Source organism: Rhodococcus sp. H36-A4, assembly GCF_027158005.1.
GTDB lineage: Bacteria > Actinomycetota > Actinomycetes > Mycobacteriales > Mycobacteriaceae > Rhodococcoides.
The window spans coordinates 255,230-273,224 of record NZ_JAPVLQ010000006.1 but is presented as its reverse complement, the minus strand read 5'-3'; the positions used below and the strand labels follow the sequence as shown (position 1 = coordinate 273,224).

Genomic DNA, 17,995 nt, shown 5'->3' with positions numbered 1-17,995 from the left:
CCTCCACTTGATTCGATGTCGTCACACCTTAACGGAATTCACTCACGCCGCATCGACTGCGACAACACCACGTCGTAAGGCAGTGACAGCGCGAGCTGCCGTCTTGGATATCTCCGGATCCGGCGAAGCCAGACGTACCTGGTCGAGTAGATCGATGACCTGTCGGCACCATCGAACGAAATCACCCCCGGACAGAGCTTTTCCGTTGTCCCCTGCAGCGACGAGAGCATCTACGAGCGAGCTGTCGCTGGCCCAGCGATATACGGCTTTCACAAACCCCATATCGGGTTCACGTGTCGGCGGCAGGGAATGTCGAATCTCGTCGGCACGCAATTCCGTCCATACCCGAACCGTCTCGGTCAGAGCATGACGCACAGGTCCGGTTGGCCCCTGTGGAGTCGAGTCGCCTTCCTGCCGTGACTCGAACACGACCGAGGACACAACGGCAGCAAGTTCGGCGGGCGCAAGGCCGAGCCAGAGGCGTTGCCGCAGGCACTCGGCGACAAGCAGATCCGATTCCGAGTAGATTCGGCTCAACCGCGAACCGTTACCCGTCACCTCGGGTGTACGACCGGCAGTGATGTATTCCCTTTCGGTAAGCAGCGATAAAATCCGGTCGAATGTGCGCGCCAAGGAATTGGTCGTAGCAGATACCTTGCGGCGCATCGATTCATTCTCACGAGCAAGCCGGTTGTACCGCTCGCCCACTCGGCCGAGTTCCTCACGATCGGACCTCGAATGAACCGGATGCGAACGTATGCTCCGCCTCAACGTGGCAAGTTCGCGGTCGTCGGCCGCCGTGGATTTACGGCGTCGGTGATCCGATGGCACGGAGATTCCGGTCGAACGCAACGCCGCCGCCACATCACGCCGAGTACTCGCCGTTCGATGATCGACATAGCGGGGCAAACGCATCTCACCCAATGAGTCCGCAGGAGAGGGGAAGTCGGCAGCCGACACTCGTCCGGCCCACTTGTCCTCGGTCAGAACCAACGGCCGAGGATCGGTGAGATCGTCATCGGGCTCGAGGACAACAGCCAACCCGCTGCGCTTCCCGCTGGGAACAGACACGACGTCACCACGCTTGAGACTCCGTAGCGATTCGACGGCATTGTCCCGTCGGTCCTGTCGTCCCTGACGCTCGAGGGTCTTTTCGCGGTCCTTCAGTCGTTCGCGCAGCTTGGCGTATTCGAAGTATTCACCTTCCGGTCCGCCCAGTCGCGCACCCAATTGGGTCAGAGTCACATCGTTACGCTCGATGCCGCGAACGAGCCCGACGACAGATCGGTCCGCTTGGAACTGCGCAAACGAGCGTTCCAGCAATGCGCGTGAGTCGGCGGCCCCGAATTGTTCGACCAAATTTATCGACATGTTGTAGCCCGGACGGAATGAGCTCCGTAGCGGAAAAGTGCGGGTCGATGCCAGACCCGCTACTTCGGTCGGCTCGGTTCCCGGCTGCCACAGTACGACCGCATGACCTTCGATATCGATGCCACGACGTCCCGCTCGACCCGTCAGCTGGGTGTACTCCCCCGGAGTCAATTCCGCATGGGACTCACCATTGAACTTGACCAGCTTCTCGAGCACGACGGTGCGTGCTGGCATATTGATGCCCAGAGCCAATGTTTCGGTGGCAAACACCGCCCGGACAAGGCCTTTGACGAACAGCTCCTCGACTGTATGGCGGAAGACCGGCAGCATACCCGCGTGATGGGCGGCGAGCCCTCGCTCGAGAGCCTCGCGCCACTCCCAGAAGCCGAGTACTTCGAGGTCCTGACGAGGAAGCTCGGAGGTGTGTTTTTCGACAATGTAGCGAATCTCTTCGACCTGCTCCGGCGTCGTGAGAACCAACCGGGAACGCAGACATTGCGTCAGCGCAGCGTCGCAACCGGCACGGCTGAAGATGAAAGTGATTGCAGGGAGTAGACCCTCCTGGTCGAGCCGAGCGATAACTTCGGGCCGCGGCAGAGGTCGATTGTTCGCACTCGCACCGTGTCCACCGCGCCCGCGTCCTCTTCCATGTGGCGCTTGCCATCTGTCGACGTAATCGAGTGACTGCCGTTCCTTCACATGGCGGACCAGATCGCGGTCGACGACAGGTTTTGCCGCACCCCCGCTGGAGTGAGCGCGACTGTCGAACAAATCGAACAACCGGCGGCCGACCATGATGTGCTGCGACAACGGCACCGGTCGATTCTCGTCCACCACGACGGTGGTATCTCCCCGCACCGTCTCCATCCACGCGCCGAACTCCTCGGCGTTGCTCACGGTGGCCGACAGGCTGACCAGTCGAACGTCCTGCGAGAGATGAAGAATCACCTCTTCCCACACGGCACCCCTGAACCGATCGGCGAGATAGTGAACCTCGTCCATGACCACATGGGACAGTCCCCGAAGGGCATTCGAGTTGGCATAAAGCATGTTTCGCAAGACTTCGGTCGTCATCACGACGATCGGAGCATCGGGATTGATGCTCGAGTCGCCGGTCAACAGGCCGACAGTCGACCGGCCGTACCTTGCCGTCAGCTCGGCGAACTTCTGATTGCTCAGCGCTTTGATCGGAGTCGTGTAGAAGCACTTGCGACCCGATGCGAGGGCGAGATGAACGGCGAACTCACCGATAATCGTCTTACCGGCACCGGTGGGAGCGCATACCAGAACGCCGTGACCCGCCTCCAATGCCGTACAGGCATCGATTTGAAAGCGATCGAGTGGAAAGCTCAGCTCACCCGCGAACTTCTGCAATTCAGACGTCGAGACGCTCACTCCATCACGTCAGATCGTGTCGGTGAAGTCCTGCTGAGGTTGACGGGGTGCCTCGACCTTGCTCGGTGACTCGACCTTGTTCGGTGATTCGATGGATCCAGTGAAATCGATCGACGATGCTTCGTCATCGGATACATCACCCCATTCCTCGCTACTCTTGCGCAATTTACGCCTGTCGTGAATGCGAGCGATCTGCACTGCCATTTCGAACAGGATCGTAAGTGCCAACGCCAACGCCAACATCGAGAACGGGTCTTGACCGGGCGTTGCGATCGCAGCGAAGACGAACAGTCCGAAAATCAGTCCGCGGCGCCATGCTTTCAATCGTTCGTAAGTCAAGATGCCGACGAAATTCAAGGCCACCACCAGGAGCGGAATCTCGAAGCTGACACCGAAAATGATCAGCAAGTTGATCAAGAACCCGAAGTACTGGTCACCGCTGAGCGCCGTGATCTGAACGTTGTCGCCGATGGACAACAAGAAGTGCAGGCCCTTGGCCACGACGAAGTACGCGAGAATCGCACCTGCGACAAACAGTGCAGCAGCTGAAGACACGAACGCGATCGCATAGCCGCGTTCCTTCGCGTATAGACCCGGGGTGATGAACGCCCACAACTGGTAGAGCCATATCGGGCACGCCAACACGACGCCGGCGGTGAACGCGACCTTGAATCGGAGGAGGAACTGATCGAATGGGCCGGTAGCCAGCAAGCGGCACGAGTCGTCGTTGCTCAGATTCGCTCTCAAACTCGGATCGAGTGAGCAGTAAGGACCGCGTAGTAGGTCACCGAGGCTCTCGATGCCGAACAAGGTGTGCGAGTACCAAAAAAAGCCGAAGGCCGTCGTCACGGCAACGGCGAGCAAAGCCCACATCAACCGAGTCCGCAACTCGTACAAGTGATCGACCAACGACATCGTGCCGTCGGGATTCAGTCGGCGCTTGCTTCGCCTTGGGTCGAACGGGATTCGCATTCTCTGTCTTCGCTCAGCAGTGAACCGGGGTGCTGATCAGCACCCCGGTTTGCTACGTATCGTTCTTCTCAGGCCGACTTGGTGTCGGGTCGGCTGCTCACGCCGTCAACGGGATGAGCGTCAACGGAGTGCGGGTCGACCGGCGCCGCAGGATCGAGCTGGCCTGGCGCGGCAGGTCGAGCGGCAGGAGCTTCGGCCTTACCGTCGTTCTGCATTTCCTTCACTTCGCTCTTGAAAATGCGCAGCGAGCGTCCCAGTCCCCGAGCTGCTTCGGGCAGCTTCTTGGAACCGAACAGAATTACGACGACCACCGCGACGATGGCCCAGTGCCACGGGCTCAAGGCTCCCATGTATACCTCCCAGAATCAGATATCTCGAGCGTACCCGACATCAGACCTAGTCGGACCCGAAGAAATCGAGTGTTAACTGTCAGTTCATTGATCTCGAGCGACGCGAACAACCTCTTCGAATCATTCACCGAGCTCAGCATAGGCAGCCAGCGCGGCCCGGGCACGTTCGTTGACGCTGCGCTGCAGTTCCGGCGGTCCGAGCACAGCGATCCCCGTACCGAAGCCAAGCGTCAAACGGGTCATCCACGCCAAGGTCGCGAATCGCATCGTCACCGTGATCGAGCCATCTGCCGCAGCACCTACCTGAGTCATCGGGTAATAGTCCATCACCCACACGAAATCTGTTTGGATCTCGAGAAGTGCCTGTGGGAGCGACGGATCGTCATTGAAGATCTCGAAACTGTCGTCCTGTGGTGCACCCTCGGGCGGGCGCGACGGTTCGGAAAGCTCGCCTGCGCTGTCGATTCGATCGAATCGAAAGAGTCGCACTCCCTCGGCGCGACGGCACCAAGCCTGCAGGTAGCTGTGATCATCGATCAGGACAGTTCGGATCGGATCGACGATTCGTTCGGACACGGCGTCACGCGAAGCGGAGTAATAGGTCAATTCGAGTGCATGTCGATTCCGAAGGGCAGAGCGGATGGCGGCCGCGGCCGCGCTCTCCGGTGCCGATGTCTCCGTAGCCTGCCCGGACGATCGGGGGACGTTGGCGGCAGCAGCTCCTGCTGCATCCTCGATCTTCGCGATCGCTCGCTGCGCAGCTGACGGATCCACCATCCCCGGCATCGAAGTCAATGAACGAAGTGCGACGAGTAGGGCCGTGGCTTCGGTCGACGTCAACCGCAGTGGACGATCGATTCCAGCAGAGAACGTCACCTCGATGCTCTCCTCGGAGAAGGACAGGTCGATGAGATCTCCGGGACCGTAGCCGGGCAATCCGCACATCCAGAGCTGATTCAGATCGGTCATCAGGGTCGTGGTGGATACGCCGAGCTCGCGCGCTGCTTCGGCTGCGCTCAGGCCTGGATTGGCCAGAAAGAAGGGCACCATGTTGAGGAGTCGGGCCAACCGCACCGACAGTCGCGCGCTCACCGTGACGCCTCGACCGCTGCCGAACGCAGTGCACGAATGACATCGGCTCGTAGCTCGGGCGGATCCAGCACCAAAGCGTCACCCCCGTGCCCGGCTACGAGACGGGTCACCCATTCCCATGAACGCACCGGGATCTGTACGACAGATCCACTTCTTCCGCCGACCGTGCGGTTCTCCAACACAGTTCCCAGTCTTCTGATCTCGAATGCGGCGTCGTCCACGACCCAGACGGTTGCCGATCCGCTGACCTCCGCGGTTCCGGCAACTCGTTCGACAATGGACTGAAGATCGATGCCCTCGGGCTTACGCACACTTCCTGTGCGCCCGAACGTGGAAACATCATCGCCGATCCGCGACAACCGGAACGTCCGAGTGTCGTTGCGATCGACGTCGTGCCCCACCAAGTACCACCGCCCGCGGAACGTGACGACGCCCCACGGTTGCACGGTGCGAGTGACGAAGGGGTCTGTGGCCGAGCCCCGATGCTCGAAACGGACGGACCGCCCCGCGTCGATTGCCGTGAGCAAGGCACCGAGCGCAGGTTCGGAGCCCCTGGTCCGCGCTGGAACCGCGGTGACCGATGCCGCCGATTCGTCTTGATCGACCTGAATGCCGGCGGCACGTAGCTTGAGGAGCGCGCTTTGCGCTGCAGAAGTCAACTCTGGGGACTCCCACAATTGCACAGCAACTGCGACGGCGGCGGCTTCTTCTCGGCTGAGATCGATGGCCGGGAGCTCGTAGGCATCTCGATTGATTCGATACCCCTCGATCCCTCCCGAGCCGGCAGCCAATCCAGTCTCCAACGGAACGCCGAGATCTCGGAGTTCGTTCTTGTCTCGCTCGAACATGCGACTGAACGCTTCGTCGGTCCCCGAGTCCCCGTACCCTGCGACGCTGTCTCGGATCCGCTCCGCGGTCACGAACTGCCGCGTCGACAGGAGACAGATGACCAGGTTCATCAACCGCTCGACTTTGGTGATCGCCACTATGGCAGCCTAATGGTCGATACGTGACCCGCTACATCGAAGCGATCAAACGCTCCACGCGTTCGTCGACCGAACGGAACGGATCTTTGCACAGCACGGTGCGCTGCGCCTGGTCGTTGAGCTTGAGATGTACCCAGTCGACGGTGAAGTCGCGCCCCGCTTCCTGCGCGGCGGTGATGAATTCGCCTCGCAGCTTCGCGCGAGTCGTTTGCGGTGGCAAATTGACTGCCTCGTCGATTTGTTCGTCTTCGGTGATTCGTTTGACCAAGCCTTTGCGCTGAAGAACGTCGAACACCCCGCGACCGCGTTTGATGTCGTGGTACGCCAAGTCGAGCTGAGCGATCTTCGGATCCGACAGCTCCATGGAGTAGCGATCCTGGTACCGCTGGAACAGCTTGTGCTTGATCACCCAGTCGATCTCGGTGTCGACCTTCGCAAAGTCCTGTGTTTCGACGGCGTCGAGAGTGCGGCCCCACAGATCGACCACTTGCTCTACCTGTGGGTCGGGTTCGCGGGACTTCAGGTGTTCGACGGCTCGCGCGTAGTACTCACGCTGGATTTCCAGTGCACTGGCCTGACGTCCGCCGGCCAGGCGGACCGGCTTCCGACCGGTCAGATCGTGGCTTACCTCGCGAATCGCCCGAATCGGGTTGTCCAGAGCGAAGTCTCGGAAGGAGACGCCGGCCTCGATCATTTCCAGAACGAGCGCAGCGGTACCGACTTTGAGCATGGTGCTCGACTCGGACATGTTCGAGTCACCGACGATGACATGCAGGCGCCGGTACTTCTCGGCATCGGCGTGTGGTTCGTCTCGGGTGTTGATGATCGGTCGAGAGCGCGTAGTAGCTGACGACACACCTTCCCAGATGTGTTCGGCCCGCTGAGAGAGGCAGAACGTCGCAGCTTTGGGTGTCTGCAAAACCTTGCCGGCCCCACAGATCAATTGGCGAGTCACCAGGAAAGGCAACAAGACGTCGGAGATTCGAGAGAACTCCCCTGCGCGTGCCACCAGAAAGTTCTCGTGGCAGCCGTAGGAGTTGCCAGCCGAATCGGTGTTGTTCTTGAACAGATAGATATCACCGCCGATACCTTCTTCGGCGAGACGCTGCTCCGCATCGATCAGCAGGTCTTCGAGCACGCGTTCACCGGCTCGGTCATGTGTGACGAGCTGCAGAAGGCTGTCGCACTCGGCCGTCGCGTACTCCGGATGCGAACCGACGTCGAGGTACAACCGCGCACCGTTGCGAAGAAAAACGTTAGAGCTACGACCCCAGGACACGACGCGGCGAAACAGGTAGCGGGCCACTTCGTCGGGACTCAGCCGCCTATGCCCGTGAAAGGTACACGTCACACCGAACTCGGTCTCGATGCCCATAATTCGTCGTTGCACACTTCGACAGTACAACGACCTAGCACCCACCTGGGGTCCGAACGTCCCGACTTCTGTCGTGTCACTTCGCTCCGCATAGGCTTGAACTGTGAAGCACAGGCCATCGCGACTACCCGACCTGATCCATACCTGGGACGTAAGAGTGTTCGATCGCATTGCTGTGAGCCGCGCGTCCGCTGCCGATCCACTGTTGCGCGAACTCAGTACGGCCGCAAATCACAGTCTTCTGTGGGCAGCCTCGGCAGGACTGCTCGCTGCGCGCCCCGGCCCGACGCGTCGTGGCGCTGTTCGCGGACTTCTTGCCGTCGCCGGCGCAAGTGCAGTCGCAAACGGCGTTCTCAAGCCACTCCTACCGCGCACCAGACCAGGGTTCGAGCGGACTCCACTCGTCCGACGCCTGCTGTCTCCACCCGAGTCTTCCTCGTTTCCGTCCGGGCACTCCGCGTCGGCGGCAGCCTTCGTCGTCGGGGTTTCCCTCGAATCACCGCTGGCAGGAGCGCTTGTGGCTCCGATCGCAGCCGCAGTCTGCTATTCGAGGGTGCACACGGGCGTCCATTGGCCATCCGACGTCGTCGCAGGCGCTGCTCTGGGTGCGGGTATCGCTCTGTCGACCAGGAGGTGGTGGGCGGTTCGCACAGAGGAAGCAGCCGAGCTCGGCACTTCCATGGAAGCACCCGCGTTGCCGAAGGGAAGAGGACTACTCATCCTCACCAACCCTGGTTCCGGGACGGACGACGATATGTCCGTGGTGATCAGCGAACTGCTCCCCGAGGCCGAACAATTCACGCCAGATACCGACAGCGATTTCAACGAACAGCTCGAGAGGCGTATCAGCGACGGCAGACCGCGAGCGCTGGGAGTGTGCGGAGGTGACGGCACGATCGTAAGTGTGGCGGAATCAGCTGTTGCACACGGACTCCCGCTCGCAGTATTCCCCGGAGGAACACTCAACCATTTCGCCAGAGACGCCGGGGTCGCCAGCGTCGAAGCGACTGTGCATGCCATCGAGAGTGGATACGCATCGCGGGTCGATCTCGCATCGGTCGTCGTCGACGGCTCTCGGTCAGTGCATTTCGTCAACACGGCAACGTTCGGCGGGTACCCGGATTCCGTACGACTTCGAGAACGCCTGGAAGGCAAGATCGGTAAATGGCCGGCAGCGGCGGTAGCGATGATCCGTGTTCTGGCGGCGGCGCAACCCTTGAAGATTTCCCTCGACGGCCAGCAAAGATCGGTGTGGATGCTGTTCGTCGGCAATGGCCAGTACCACCCCAGTGATCAGGTCCCGATGTCTCGACGCTCCATCGGTTCTGGCACGCTCGATGTTCGGTATCTTCCATCGAAGCCGTTTTTGTCGCGCACACGACTGCTGATCGCAGCATCGACCGGCACGCTCGGAACTTCGGCGACCTATGTGCATTCCGTTGCTCGAACGTTGAGTGTGAAGGTCACCGGCTCGGAGGTTGCACTCGCGACCGACGGCGAAGTAACCGCTGACGGTAGTGAATTCGCCTTCTCCACCGACGACAACGGCCTCGTACTCTACCGCGACAGGTAGCGCACGAGGCCGGTTCGCAACAACTCAATCAGCCGTCGAGGACTCGGAAGTCGATGCGAGATTCGGCAACATTTCCTGCAACGCCGGGCCCGCTATGCGTCGAAATGCACGCCGGGGACGAGCTTGATCGAGAACGGCGACTTCGAGGGAACTGACTTCGAGAATTTTCTTCTCGGAGTCGGCACCGTTCGCGGTCGTAGTCGTAGTCGTCGACACCGTGCCCTGCGCAAGTGCGTCGACTGCGATCTTGACCGCAGCGCTGAGGTCGAGCCCCTGCCGGTAGGACGTCCGCAGCGCGGTCACGATCGGTTCGGTGGTGCCGCCCATGACGATGAACTCTTTCTCGTCGACGATCGAACCGTCATAGGTGATTCGGTACAGCTGCGTCGACGACGGCTCGTCGGAGTGACCTACCTCGGCAACACAGATCTCCACTTCGTACGGCTTGAGTTGCTCGGTGAAGATCGTGCCGAGCGCCTGGGCGTAGGTCTTGGCAAGAGAACGTCCGGTGACGTCACGACGGTCGTAGGTGTAGCCCTTGGTGTCAGCGTGCAGAATTCCAGCCTTGCGGAGGTTTTCGAACTCGTTGTACTTGCCTACAGCTGCGAAACCGAGTCGGTCGTAGAGTTCGCTGACCTTGTGAAGTGCCGAAGAGCGGTTCTCGGCGACGAACAACACACCATCGGCAAAGGTCAAGACGATGACACTTCGACCTCGTGCGATGCCTTTGCGTGCCAGCTCCGAGCGATCGCGCATGATCTGCTCGGCAGATGCGTAGTACGGCATCGTCATGACGAAAGCCCCCCGGCCTGAGCGCGTTCGGCTATCACTGCCCGAGCGGCATCGGCAATTCGTGATTCGGCAACGTCGACAGCACCGACACTGGTGATGGTGACAGCGGTCGGATAGATGCCCCGTGTCACGTCCGGTCCGCCAGTCGCGGAGTCGTCATCTGCTGCGTCGAAGAGGGACTCCACTGCTGCACGCAGCGCGGCTTCTTCATCCATGCCCGGCGAAATCAGCTTCTTCAGCGCCGATTTCGCGAATAGCGATCCCGAACCTACCGAGTGATAACCGGATCGTTCTTCGTACCGGCCGCCGACCACGTCGTACGAGACGATGCGACCAGCAACCTCGGGATCGGCGGCGTCGACGTCGAATCCGACCAACAGTGGCACTGCTGCCAGGCCTTGCATTGCGGCACCCAGATTGCTGCGGACCATCGAAGACAGCTTGCTCGCCTTACCGTTGAACGTAAGCGGAACGCCCTCGATCTTCTCGTAGTGTTCGAGTTCGACGGTGAACAGACGCACGAGTTCGATTGCGATACCTGCAGTCCCGGCAATGCCCGCCGCCGAGTATTCGTCCGTGACGAAGACTTTCTGCATGTCTCGGTTGGCGATGAGGTTGCCCTGCGTCGCACGACGATCGCCTGCGATGAGAACGCCACCGGCGAAGGTAACCGCGACGATGGTCGTGCCGTGGGGCGCCAGATCCGACATCGTCACGAAATCGCCTGCACTTCCGTGTGGATCCGCACCTGCTTCCGGCGAAAATCGATTCCCCGGAAGCAGGTGCGGTGCATGATCACGTAGGTGGTCGGTGAACGAAGAATGATGCGAACCGAAAGTCGGCAGCAGATCATCGAGCGCGGACGCCGTCCGGTCCAACCTCACTGGCCGCCCTTCTGAACGTAAGCACGTACGAAGTCTTCGGCGTTTTCCTCGAGCACGTCGTCGATTTCGTCGAGTAGGTCGTCGGTTTCCTCTGCCAGCTTCTCGCGCCGTTCCTGACCACCGCCGGCCTCACCGGGGACCTCGTCGTCGCCATCGCCACCGCCAGAGCGTCGTGTCTGCTCTCGAGCCATAGTCGCCGACCTCCTTACGTATTCGCAGTACCTGCTCGGACCTTCACCCTACCGATTCGGCGCTGGGACGGGCGGCAAGACACCAGATCAGGCAGGAACGGAGCCTGCGGAGTGACCGAGATGAGCAGGAGCGGAGCCCGCGGAGTGACCGAGATGAGCAGGAGCGGAGCCCGCGGAGTGACCGAGATGAGCAGGAGCGGAGCCCGCGGAGTGACCGAGATGAGCAGGAGCGGAGCCTGCGGAGTGAGAGCCGCGTGGGTCAGCTGGTGAGTTGTTCGACAAGCTCGGCGGCAGTCTCGGCGGACTCGAGGAGTGCCCCGACATGCGCTTTGCTTCCACGCAGCGGTTCCAGGGTCGGTATTCGCACCAGCGAATCGCCGCCTAGGTCGAAGATCACCGAGTCCCAGCTTGCGGCTGCGATATCGGCGCCGAACTTACGTAGGACCTCACCGCGGAAATAGGCCCTGGTGTCGGTCGGTGGGTTGCTCACTGCGTCGAGGATCTGCTGCTCGGTAATGAGACGCTGCATGGATCCGCGCGCCACGAGTCGGTTGTAGAGGCCCTTGTCGAGCCGCACATCCGAGTATTGAAGGTCCACGAGATGCAGCCGTGGCGCTGACCATCCCAGGCCTTCGCGCTGCCGGAACCCCTCGAGCAGGCGGAGTTTCGCCGGCCAGTCGAGCAGATCCGAGCATTCCATCGGGTCGCGTTCGAGCAGGTCGAGGACCATCGCCCACTTCTCGAGGATGTCCGCAACCCGTGGGTCGTCGTTGCCCTCACCGGCTACGAACTTGGCGACGCGTTGATGGAAGATCCGCTGCAATGCCAATGCGGTCAGTTCTCGACCGTCGGTGAGTGCGACGGTCTGCCGCAGGGTCGGGTCGTGGCTGATCTGGTGAACTGCGGTGACGGGACGCGCAAGCTGAAGGTCCGAGAGATCGACGCCTGCCTCGATGATGTCGAGGACCAGCGCTGTCGTTCCCACCTTCAAATAGGTCGCCATCTCGGCAAGGTTGGCGTCGCCGATGATGCAGTGCAGTCTCCGGTACTTGTCTGCGTCGGCATGCGGTTCGTCCCGGGTATTGATGATTCCGCGCTTGAGGGTCGTTTCGAGGCCTACTTCGACCTCGATGTAGTCGGCGCGCTGCGAGAGCTGGAAGCCTGCTTCATCGCCGGACTGACCTATACCTACCCGACCCGATCCGGTGAAGACCTGACGGGATGCGAAGAACGGAGACAGGCCGGCGATGACAGCCGAGAAAGGGGTCGTGCGGGACATGAGGTAGTTCTCGTGAGTTCCGTACGACGCGCCTTTGCCGTCGACGTTGTTCTTGTACAGCTGGAGCCGCGGGGCACCGGGCACACTCGAGGCATGCCGTGCCGCGGCCTCCATCACCCTCTCGCCTGCCTTGTCCCAGATGACTGCGTCGAGAGGATCGCGTACTTCTGGTGCCGAGTACTCCGGATGTGCGTGGTCGACGTACAGCCGTGCACCGTTGGTCAGAATCATGTTTGCGGCGCCGATCTCGTCGGCATCGATGATCGGCGCAGGTCCGCTGAAACGGCCGAGATCGAATCCACGAGCATCACGCAGGGGCGACTCGACCTCGTAGTCCCAGCGGGTTCGCTTCGCCCGGGGTACCCCGGCTGCGGCGGCATAGGCCAGCACTGCCTGAGTGGACGTGAGAATCGGGTTGGCCGTTGGATCGGTTGGGGAGGAGATTCCGTACTCGACCTCGATGCCAATGATGCGCTCCATACATCCGAGCCTAGGTGATGGTCGGGTCTGCAATCGAACGACCAGGCCGGACCGGATCGATATCGTCGCGACATTGCGACGTATCACCGAGGGCGAAGTGCCGTTTCCGCTCGGAATCAGAACTGCTCGGCGCACCTACCGAACGAGCGGCGTGTGCGTCGAGCAGTTCTGGACGACGATCTTCCTGTCGAGAAACTCGGTTGCTACAGGTACTGCCCCGTGTTCGATTCGGTATCGATGGCGCGGGAAGCACTTGCGTTCTTGCCGGTGACCAGGGTGCGAATGTAGACGATCCGCTCGCCCTTCTTGCCCGAGATCCGAGCCCAGTCGTCTGGGTTCGTGGTGTTGGGCAAGTCCTCGTTCTCGGCGAATTCGTCGACAATCGAGTCGAAGAGGTGCTGGACGCGAAGTCCTGGGGTTCCCGACTCGAGAACAGACTTGATCGCGTACTTCTTCGCACGATCGACGATGTTCTGGATCATGGCACCGGAGTTGAAGTCCTTGAAGTACAGGACTTCTTTGTCTCCATTGGCGTAGGTCACTTCGAGGAACCGATTGTCGTCGCTTTCCGCATACATGCGGTCCACCACACGTTCGATCATCGCCCGAATGCAGGCAGTCCGATCTCCGCCGAATTCTGCGAGGTCGTCAGCATTGACCGGTAGTGAATCGGTCAGGTACTTCGAGAAGATGTCCTGAGCCGACTCGGCATCGGGGCGCTCGATCTTGATCTTCACATCGAGCCGACCGGGACGAAGAATCGCCGGATCGATCATGTCTTCACGGTTGGACGCACCGATGACGATGACGTTCTCGAGTCCCTCGACGCCGTCGATTTCGGCGAGAAGCTGTGGGACGACCGTTGTCTCGACATCCGAGGACACCCCAGAGCCACGGGTACGGAAGATGGAATCCATCTCGTCGAAGAACACGATGACGGGCGTACCCTCGGATGCCTTTTCACGCGCACGCTGGAAGATCATCCGGATATGCCGCTCGGTCTCACCGACGAACTTGTTCAGCAGCTCGGGACCCTTGATGTTCAGGAAGAACGATTTTGCTTCCTTGGCATCCTGGCCGCGAGATTCGGCGATCTTCTTCGCAAGCGAGTTCGCGACAGCCTTCGCGATCAGCGTTTTACCGCAGCCGGGTGGGCCGTAGAGCAGTACTCCCTTGGGTGGCCGCAGGGAGTACTCGCGGAATAGATCCTTGTGGAGGAACGGAAGCTCCACCGCGTCGCGGATCTGCTCGATCTGGCGGCCGAGACCACCGATATCTTCATATCCGACGTCCGGCACTTCTTCGAGCACCAAATCTTCGACCTCGGCCTTGGGTACACGCTCGAACGCGTACCCGGCTTTGGTGTCGACCAGGAGCGAATCGCCGGGCCGCAGTTTGCGGGACGGCTCGTCCGGATCTTGGGGAAGGGTGTCGTTGACCATGTCGAACAACGGCTTGGCGAGCCACACCACGCGCTCTTCGTCTGCGTGACCCACGACCAGAGCGCGGCTGCCGTCGCCGAGCAACTCTCGGAGAGAACAGATTTCCCCGACTTGCTCGAACGATCCCGCTTCGACGATCGTCAGCGCCTCGTTCAACCTCACTGTCTGGCCGGGCGCCAGTGATTCTGCCTCGACGTTGGGCGAACATGTCAGCCGCATTTTGCGTCCGGACGTGAACACGTCCACCGTGTCGTCTTCGTGCACTGCCATCAAGATGCCGTACCCGCTGGGGGGTTGTCCGAGCCGATCGACTTCTTCACGCAGCGCGATGAGTTGCTGACGCGCTTCCTTGAGGGTGTCCATCAGCTTCGAGTTTCGTAGCGACAGCGAATCGATGCGGGTCTCGAGTTCACGAACACGCTCCGGCGATTCCCCGAGTTGACCGAGTTGTCGCCGTAGTGCCGAAGCCTCGGTACGAAGCTCGTCGAGTTCCGCCCGTGCCGCAGCCGATTCTGGATTGTCTGTTGAGCTCATGAGCGACTCCTCCCAGTCCGATCTTTCAACGCTACCGGCACAGCGACCAAAGCGCGTGTGGACACGTTCGAGTGTTGTCGACCGGGTGACGAATAGAGCCATCGAAGACTTCGTAGAGCCATGTTAGCCTCGCCTGCCTAGTAACCCGAGAGCCCCGCCCGAAAGAAGCTCCACCAGTGAAGATGCGAGGTTTCTCGGTACTGATTGCAACCGCGCAACAGTGATGGCCGTTACCGGTTGTAGCGATAGCGAGGATTCCGATCACGCTGATCACAGTTCGGACTCCACCGTCGAGAAACCCGAAACAACGTCCATCGTGTGCGGCGCCGACAGCTTCGGAACTCGAACCTGGCCTCGGCCGGGTTCGAGTTGCCTGGGTCCGTCAGCCCTTGCCGGATCGGCGCTGAGGCTTCGGGGTAACGGTCCCGGCTGCCAGTTTGCGAGCGCTGATCAGGAATGCGGTATGCCCCTGCATTCGATGCTCGGGGCGCACTGCCAATCCCACGACGTGCCAACCGCGGACGATGGACTCCCACGACTTCGGTTCGGTCCAGCATTCTTGCGCGCGCAGAGCTTCGACGACGCGTGAGAGTTGCGTTACCGTCGCGACGTAGACGATCAACACCCCGCCGGGGACGATCGCGTCCGCGACGGCGGGCAGGGCGTCCCACGGTGCGAGCATGTCGAGAATTGCGCGATCCACTGTCTCACCGGGATGATCCGCGGCGAATTGATCGATGTCGGCCACCGTCAAATCCCAGTTCGACGGCCGCTCGCCGAAGAAAGTTTCGACGTTCTTCACGGCATAGTCGGCGTGGTCCTGCCTGATCTCGTACGAGATGACGGTGCCCTCCGATCCGACCGCCCGAAGCAGCGAACACGTCAGTGCGCCGGAACCCGCTCCTGCCTCCAACACGCGTGCACCGGGAAACACATCGCCCTCGTGGACGATCTGCGCAGCATCCTTGGGGTAGATGACCTGTGCGCCGCGCGGCATCGACAGGACGTAATCGGTCAAGAGCGGGCGCAGCGCCAGGTATGGCGTGCCGTTCACGGACGTGACTACGCTGCCCTCGTCGGCACCGAGGAGCTTGTCGTGGGTGATTCCGCCGCGGTGAGTATGGAACTCCTTGCCGGGCTCGAGTACCACCGTGTAGTGCCTGCCCTTGCCGTCGGTCAGCTGGACTCTGTCGCCGGTGCGGAACGGTCCGCTGCTGGCGGGTCCGGCATTCTCGATGGGCTCAGGAGCTGTGTCGGATGCAGGAACCGGGTCGGATGCAGGAACCGGGTCGGATGCGAAGGCCTCCTCGGAAGATTCGATTTCGCCCGAAGACATGCTCTCGTCCGAAGACACAGCCATTCCCACTTTCTAGTACTTGCACTCAACCATCTGCCCGCGCGTAAATCTGCATGGGAAGGCGACCGCCGATCCGAGAATTCGGAAGCGACTCGACCGCCCAGACTACGGCCTTCCCCGATTCTGTCGGGGCAGGGGCTTACCCTGCCCTATGTGAGTATTTTGGAATTTCCGGCGCAGCCACGTCCGCGTCGGAGTAGGCCCGCACTGTCGCCCTCCCGCGCGAACGACTTCAAACAGTGTCCTTTGCTCTACCGATTTCGAGCAGTGGATCGTCTTCCCGAGAAGTCCACCACAGCTCAGGTCAAAGGAACCGTCGTTCACGCTGCACTCGAAGCGCTGTACGCAATGCCCACCGAAACAAGGGATTCCGTCGCTGCAGTCGAGTTGGTGTCCCCCGCGTGGGATCGTGTGCTCGAAGAATCACCGGAACTCGACGCACTGTTCGAGGGTAAAGATCGCGAGGCACTCCTCGACCAAGCGCGGACGCTGGTGGCCGGGTACTACGAGATGGAAGATCCGACCAGCTTCGATCCGGAGTCTTGCGAACAACGAGTGGAGATCGATCTGGCCGACGGCACTCCTCTTCGCGGATTCATCGATCGAATCGATGTCGCACCCAACGGCATGATCCGCGTCGTCGACTACAAGACCGGTAAGTCTCCTCGTGAGTTCACCGAGGCCAAGGCCCTCTTCCAGATGAAGTTCTACGCACTGGTGATCATGCGTATGCGCAGCGTCGTACCCTCCCAGCTCAAATTGATGTACCTGGGCGACAAGAAGTCGCTGACCTACACACCCGACGAGGAAGAATTGATTCGGTTCGAACGGATGCTGTCGGCGATATGGAAGGCAATTCTCGAGGCAGGGCAGTCCGGCGACTTTCGACCGAAAAAAACCAAACTGTGCGGGTGGTGCGATCACCAGGCTGTGTGTCCTGAGTTCGGTGGTACTCCCCCGGTCTATCCAGGGTGGCCTGACGAACTTCAGGATCAGAACTTGCTCGTCTCGGAGATGAGCCAGTGACCTCGAGCGAGCACACCCCGAACTCCGAGACCCCCGCTGCCGAGACCGAGCCGGAGGCATTCTTCGTGCCCCTCGGGCTCAATGCCCGAGGCAACGAGGTGTTCTCCACGACTCGTCGTACGGTGAGCTTGTGGGCACCGACGATGCAGCATGGCGCACCCCCGTCAGCCTTGCTCGTTCGCGCTCTCGAGCGCGTCTCACCGCGCGAGGACGTACGTGTGAGCCGGGTCGTCGTCGAATTGCTCGGCCCGGTGCCCATCTCGGACATCGAAGTTCGTTCCTGGGTCGATCGACCGGGCGCGAACATCGAACTTGTCGTCGCCGAATTATGGGCTCGGTCTCCTGACCGTGTCGATCGGGACGGTGTCGTCCGCGAGGGTGTCGAACGCCCGGTTGCCCGAGGCACAGCGTGGCGCATGACCACAGTCGACACCTCGAGCGAGTCCCACCAAGCCGACGCGTCCTTGAAACCCCTGTCGGAGGGGACAAGTCACAACTGGGGAGGAATGTGGAAGTCCGGGTATCTCGACAATATCGAGATCTTCGCGCTTACCGAACTGGGCGGTAACGGACCGGGGCAGGTATGGGCAAGGCCTACACCGGCTTTGGTATTGGGCGAAGAGATGACGCCCCTCGAAAGGCTGTTCTCGATTGCCGATATCGCAAACGGTATCGGTGCCAAACTCGACCTGAACCGGTGGACCTTCCTCAATACCGATCTCACCGTCCACATCTTCCGCGTACCGGAGGGTGAGTGGGTTGGGATTTCGGCCGAAACGTCCACCGGCCCAGATGGGTTCGCAATGTCTGCCGGTGTGCTACACGACGAACGAGGGCCGATCGGACGTATCGCACAGACAGTGCTGGTCAGACCGCGCCCATAGGGACGACAGCCG

At 60.9% G+C, this 17,995-nt stretch carries 15 protein-coding genes; 3 read left to right on the top strand and 12 right to left on the bottom strand.

Going from position 1 to position 17,995, the window contains the following annotated elements:
- Positions 1-42: 42 nt before the first annotated feature.
- The 6 genes from O1W68_RS17885 to pafA form a co-directional block, all read right to left on the bottom strand.
- On the bottom strand, positions 43-2,766 hold the full coding sequence (locus tag O1W68_RS17885; RefSeq protein ID WP_269305817.1) for a DEAD/DEAH box helicase: 2,724 nt from the start codon (positions 2,764-2,766) through the stop codon (positions 43-45).
- A 9-nt stretch (positions 2,767-2,775) separates the two neighbouring features.
- Entirely contained in the window at positions 2,776-3,738 is a 963-nt protein-coding gene (tatC, locus tag O1W68_RS17880) for a twin-arginine translocase subunit TatC (protein ID WP_136168995.1), read from the bottom strand.
- 68 nt (positions 3,739-3,806) lie between these two features.
- Entirely contained in the window at positions 3,807-4,088 is a 282-nt protein-coding gene (tatA, locus tag O1W68_RS17875; protein WP_269305813.1) for a Sec-independent protein translocase subunit TatA, read from the bottom strand.
- Positions 4,089-4,208: 120 nt separating this feature from the next.
- Positions 4,209-5,180, bottom strand: a complete 972-nt coding sequence (locus tag O1W68_RS17870) for a helix-turn-helix transcriptional regulator (RefSeq protein WP_269305810.1) — start codon at positions 5,178-5,180, stop codon at positions 4,209-4,211.
- On the bottom strand, positions 5,177-6,166 hold the full coding sequence (locus O1W68_RS17865) for a helix-turn-helix transcriptional regulator (protein WP_269305808.1): 990 nt from the start codon (positions 6,164-6,166) through the stop codon (positions 5,177-5,179). The genes O1W68_RS17870 and O1W68_RS17865 overlap by 4 nt, the downstream gene beginning before the upstream one ends.
- A 31-nt stretch (positions 6,167-6,197) precedes the next feature.
- On the bottom strand, positions 6,198-7,556 hold the full coding sequence (gene pafA, locus O1W68_RS17860) for a Pup--protein ligase (protein WP_269305805.1): 1,359 nt from the start codon (positions 7,554-7,556) through the stop codon (positions 6,198-6,200).
- A gap of 88 nt (positions 7,557-7,644) precedes the next feature.
- On the opposite strand from pafA, the gene O1W68_RS17855 reads away from it, so the two are divergent.
- Positions 7,645-9,114, top strand: a complete 1,470-nt coding sequence (locus O1W68_RS17855; RefSeq protein WP_269305803.1) for a bifunctional phosphatase PAP2/diacylglycerol kinase family protein — start codon at positions 7,645-7,647, stop codon at positions 9,112-9,114.
- 24 nt (positions 9,115-9,138) lie between these two features.
- Here O1W68_RS17855 and prcA read toward each other — a convergent pair whose 3' ends face one another.
- From prcA to O1W68_RS17825, 6 genes are all read right to left on the bottom strand, one after another.
- A complete protein-coding gene (gene prcA, locus O1W68_RS17850) occupies positions 9,139-9,906 on the bottom strand; it encodes a proteasome subunit alpha (RefSeq protein WP_269305800.1) in 768 nt (255 codons plus the stop codon).
- Positions 9,903-10,790 (bottom strand): proteasome subunit beta, encoded by an 888-nt coding sequence (gene prcB / locus O1W68_RS17845; RefSeq protein WP_269305798.1) that lies wholly within the window; start codon positions 10,788-10,790, stop codon positions 9,903-9,905. The genes prcA and prcB overlap by 4 nt, the downstream gene beginning before the upstream one ends.
- Complete coding sequence (locus O1W68_RS17840; RefSeq protein ID WP_084348893.1) at positions 10,787-10,981, bottom strand: ubiquitin-like protein Pup; 195 nt, start codon at positions 10,979-10,981, stop codon at positions 10,787-10,789. The genes prcB and O1W68_RS17840 overlap by 4 nt, the downstream gene beginning before the upstream one ends.
- 259 nt (positions 10,982-11,240) lie before the next feature.
- Complete coding sequence (dop, locus tag O1W68_RS17835) at positions 11,241-12,740, bottom strand: depupylase/deamidase Dop (protein ID WP_269305794.1); 1,500 nt, start codon at positions 12,738-12,740, stop codon at positions 11,241-11,243.
- A gap of 203 nt (positions 12,741-12,943) precedes the next feature.
- Positions 12,944-14,716 (bottom strand): proteasome ATPase, encoded by a 1,773-nt coding sequence (gene arc, locus O1W68_RS17830; RefSeq protein ID WP_269305792.1) that lies wholly within the window; start codon positions 14,714-14,716, stop codon positions 12,944-12,946.
- Positions 14,717-15,098: 382 nt separating this feature from the next.
- Positions 15,099-16,076, bottom strand: a complete 978-nt coding sequence (locus O1W68_RS17825) for a tRNA (adenine-N1)-methyltransferase (RefSeq protein WP_269305789.1) — start codon at positions 16,074-16,076, stop codon at positions 15,099-15,101.
- Between the two features lie 150 nt (positions 16,077-16,226).
- Between O1W68_RS17825 and O1W68_RS17820 the strand changes: the two genes are divergently transcribed.
- Complete coding sequence (locus tag O1W68_RS17820) at positions 16,227-17,099, top strand: RecB family exonuclease (protein WP_331283591.1); 873 nt, start codon at positions 16,227-16,229, stop codon at positions 17,097-17,099.
- Positions 17,096-17,983 (top strand): thioesterase family protein, encoded by an 888-nt coding sequence (locus O1W68_RS17815; RefSeq protein ID WP_442972395.1) that lies wholly within the window; start codon positions 17,096-17,098, stop codon positions 17,981-17,983. The genes O1W68_RS17820 and O1W68_RS17815 overlap by 4 nt, the downstream gene beginning before the upstream one ends.
- Positions 17,984-17,995 lie beyond the last annotated feature (12 nt).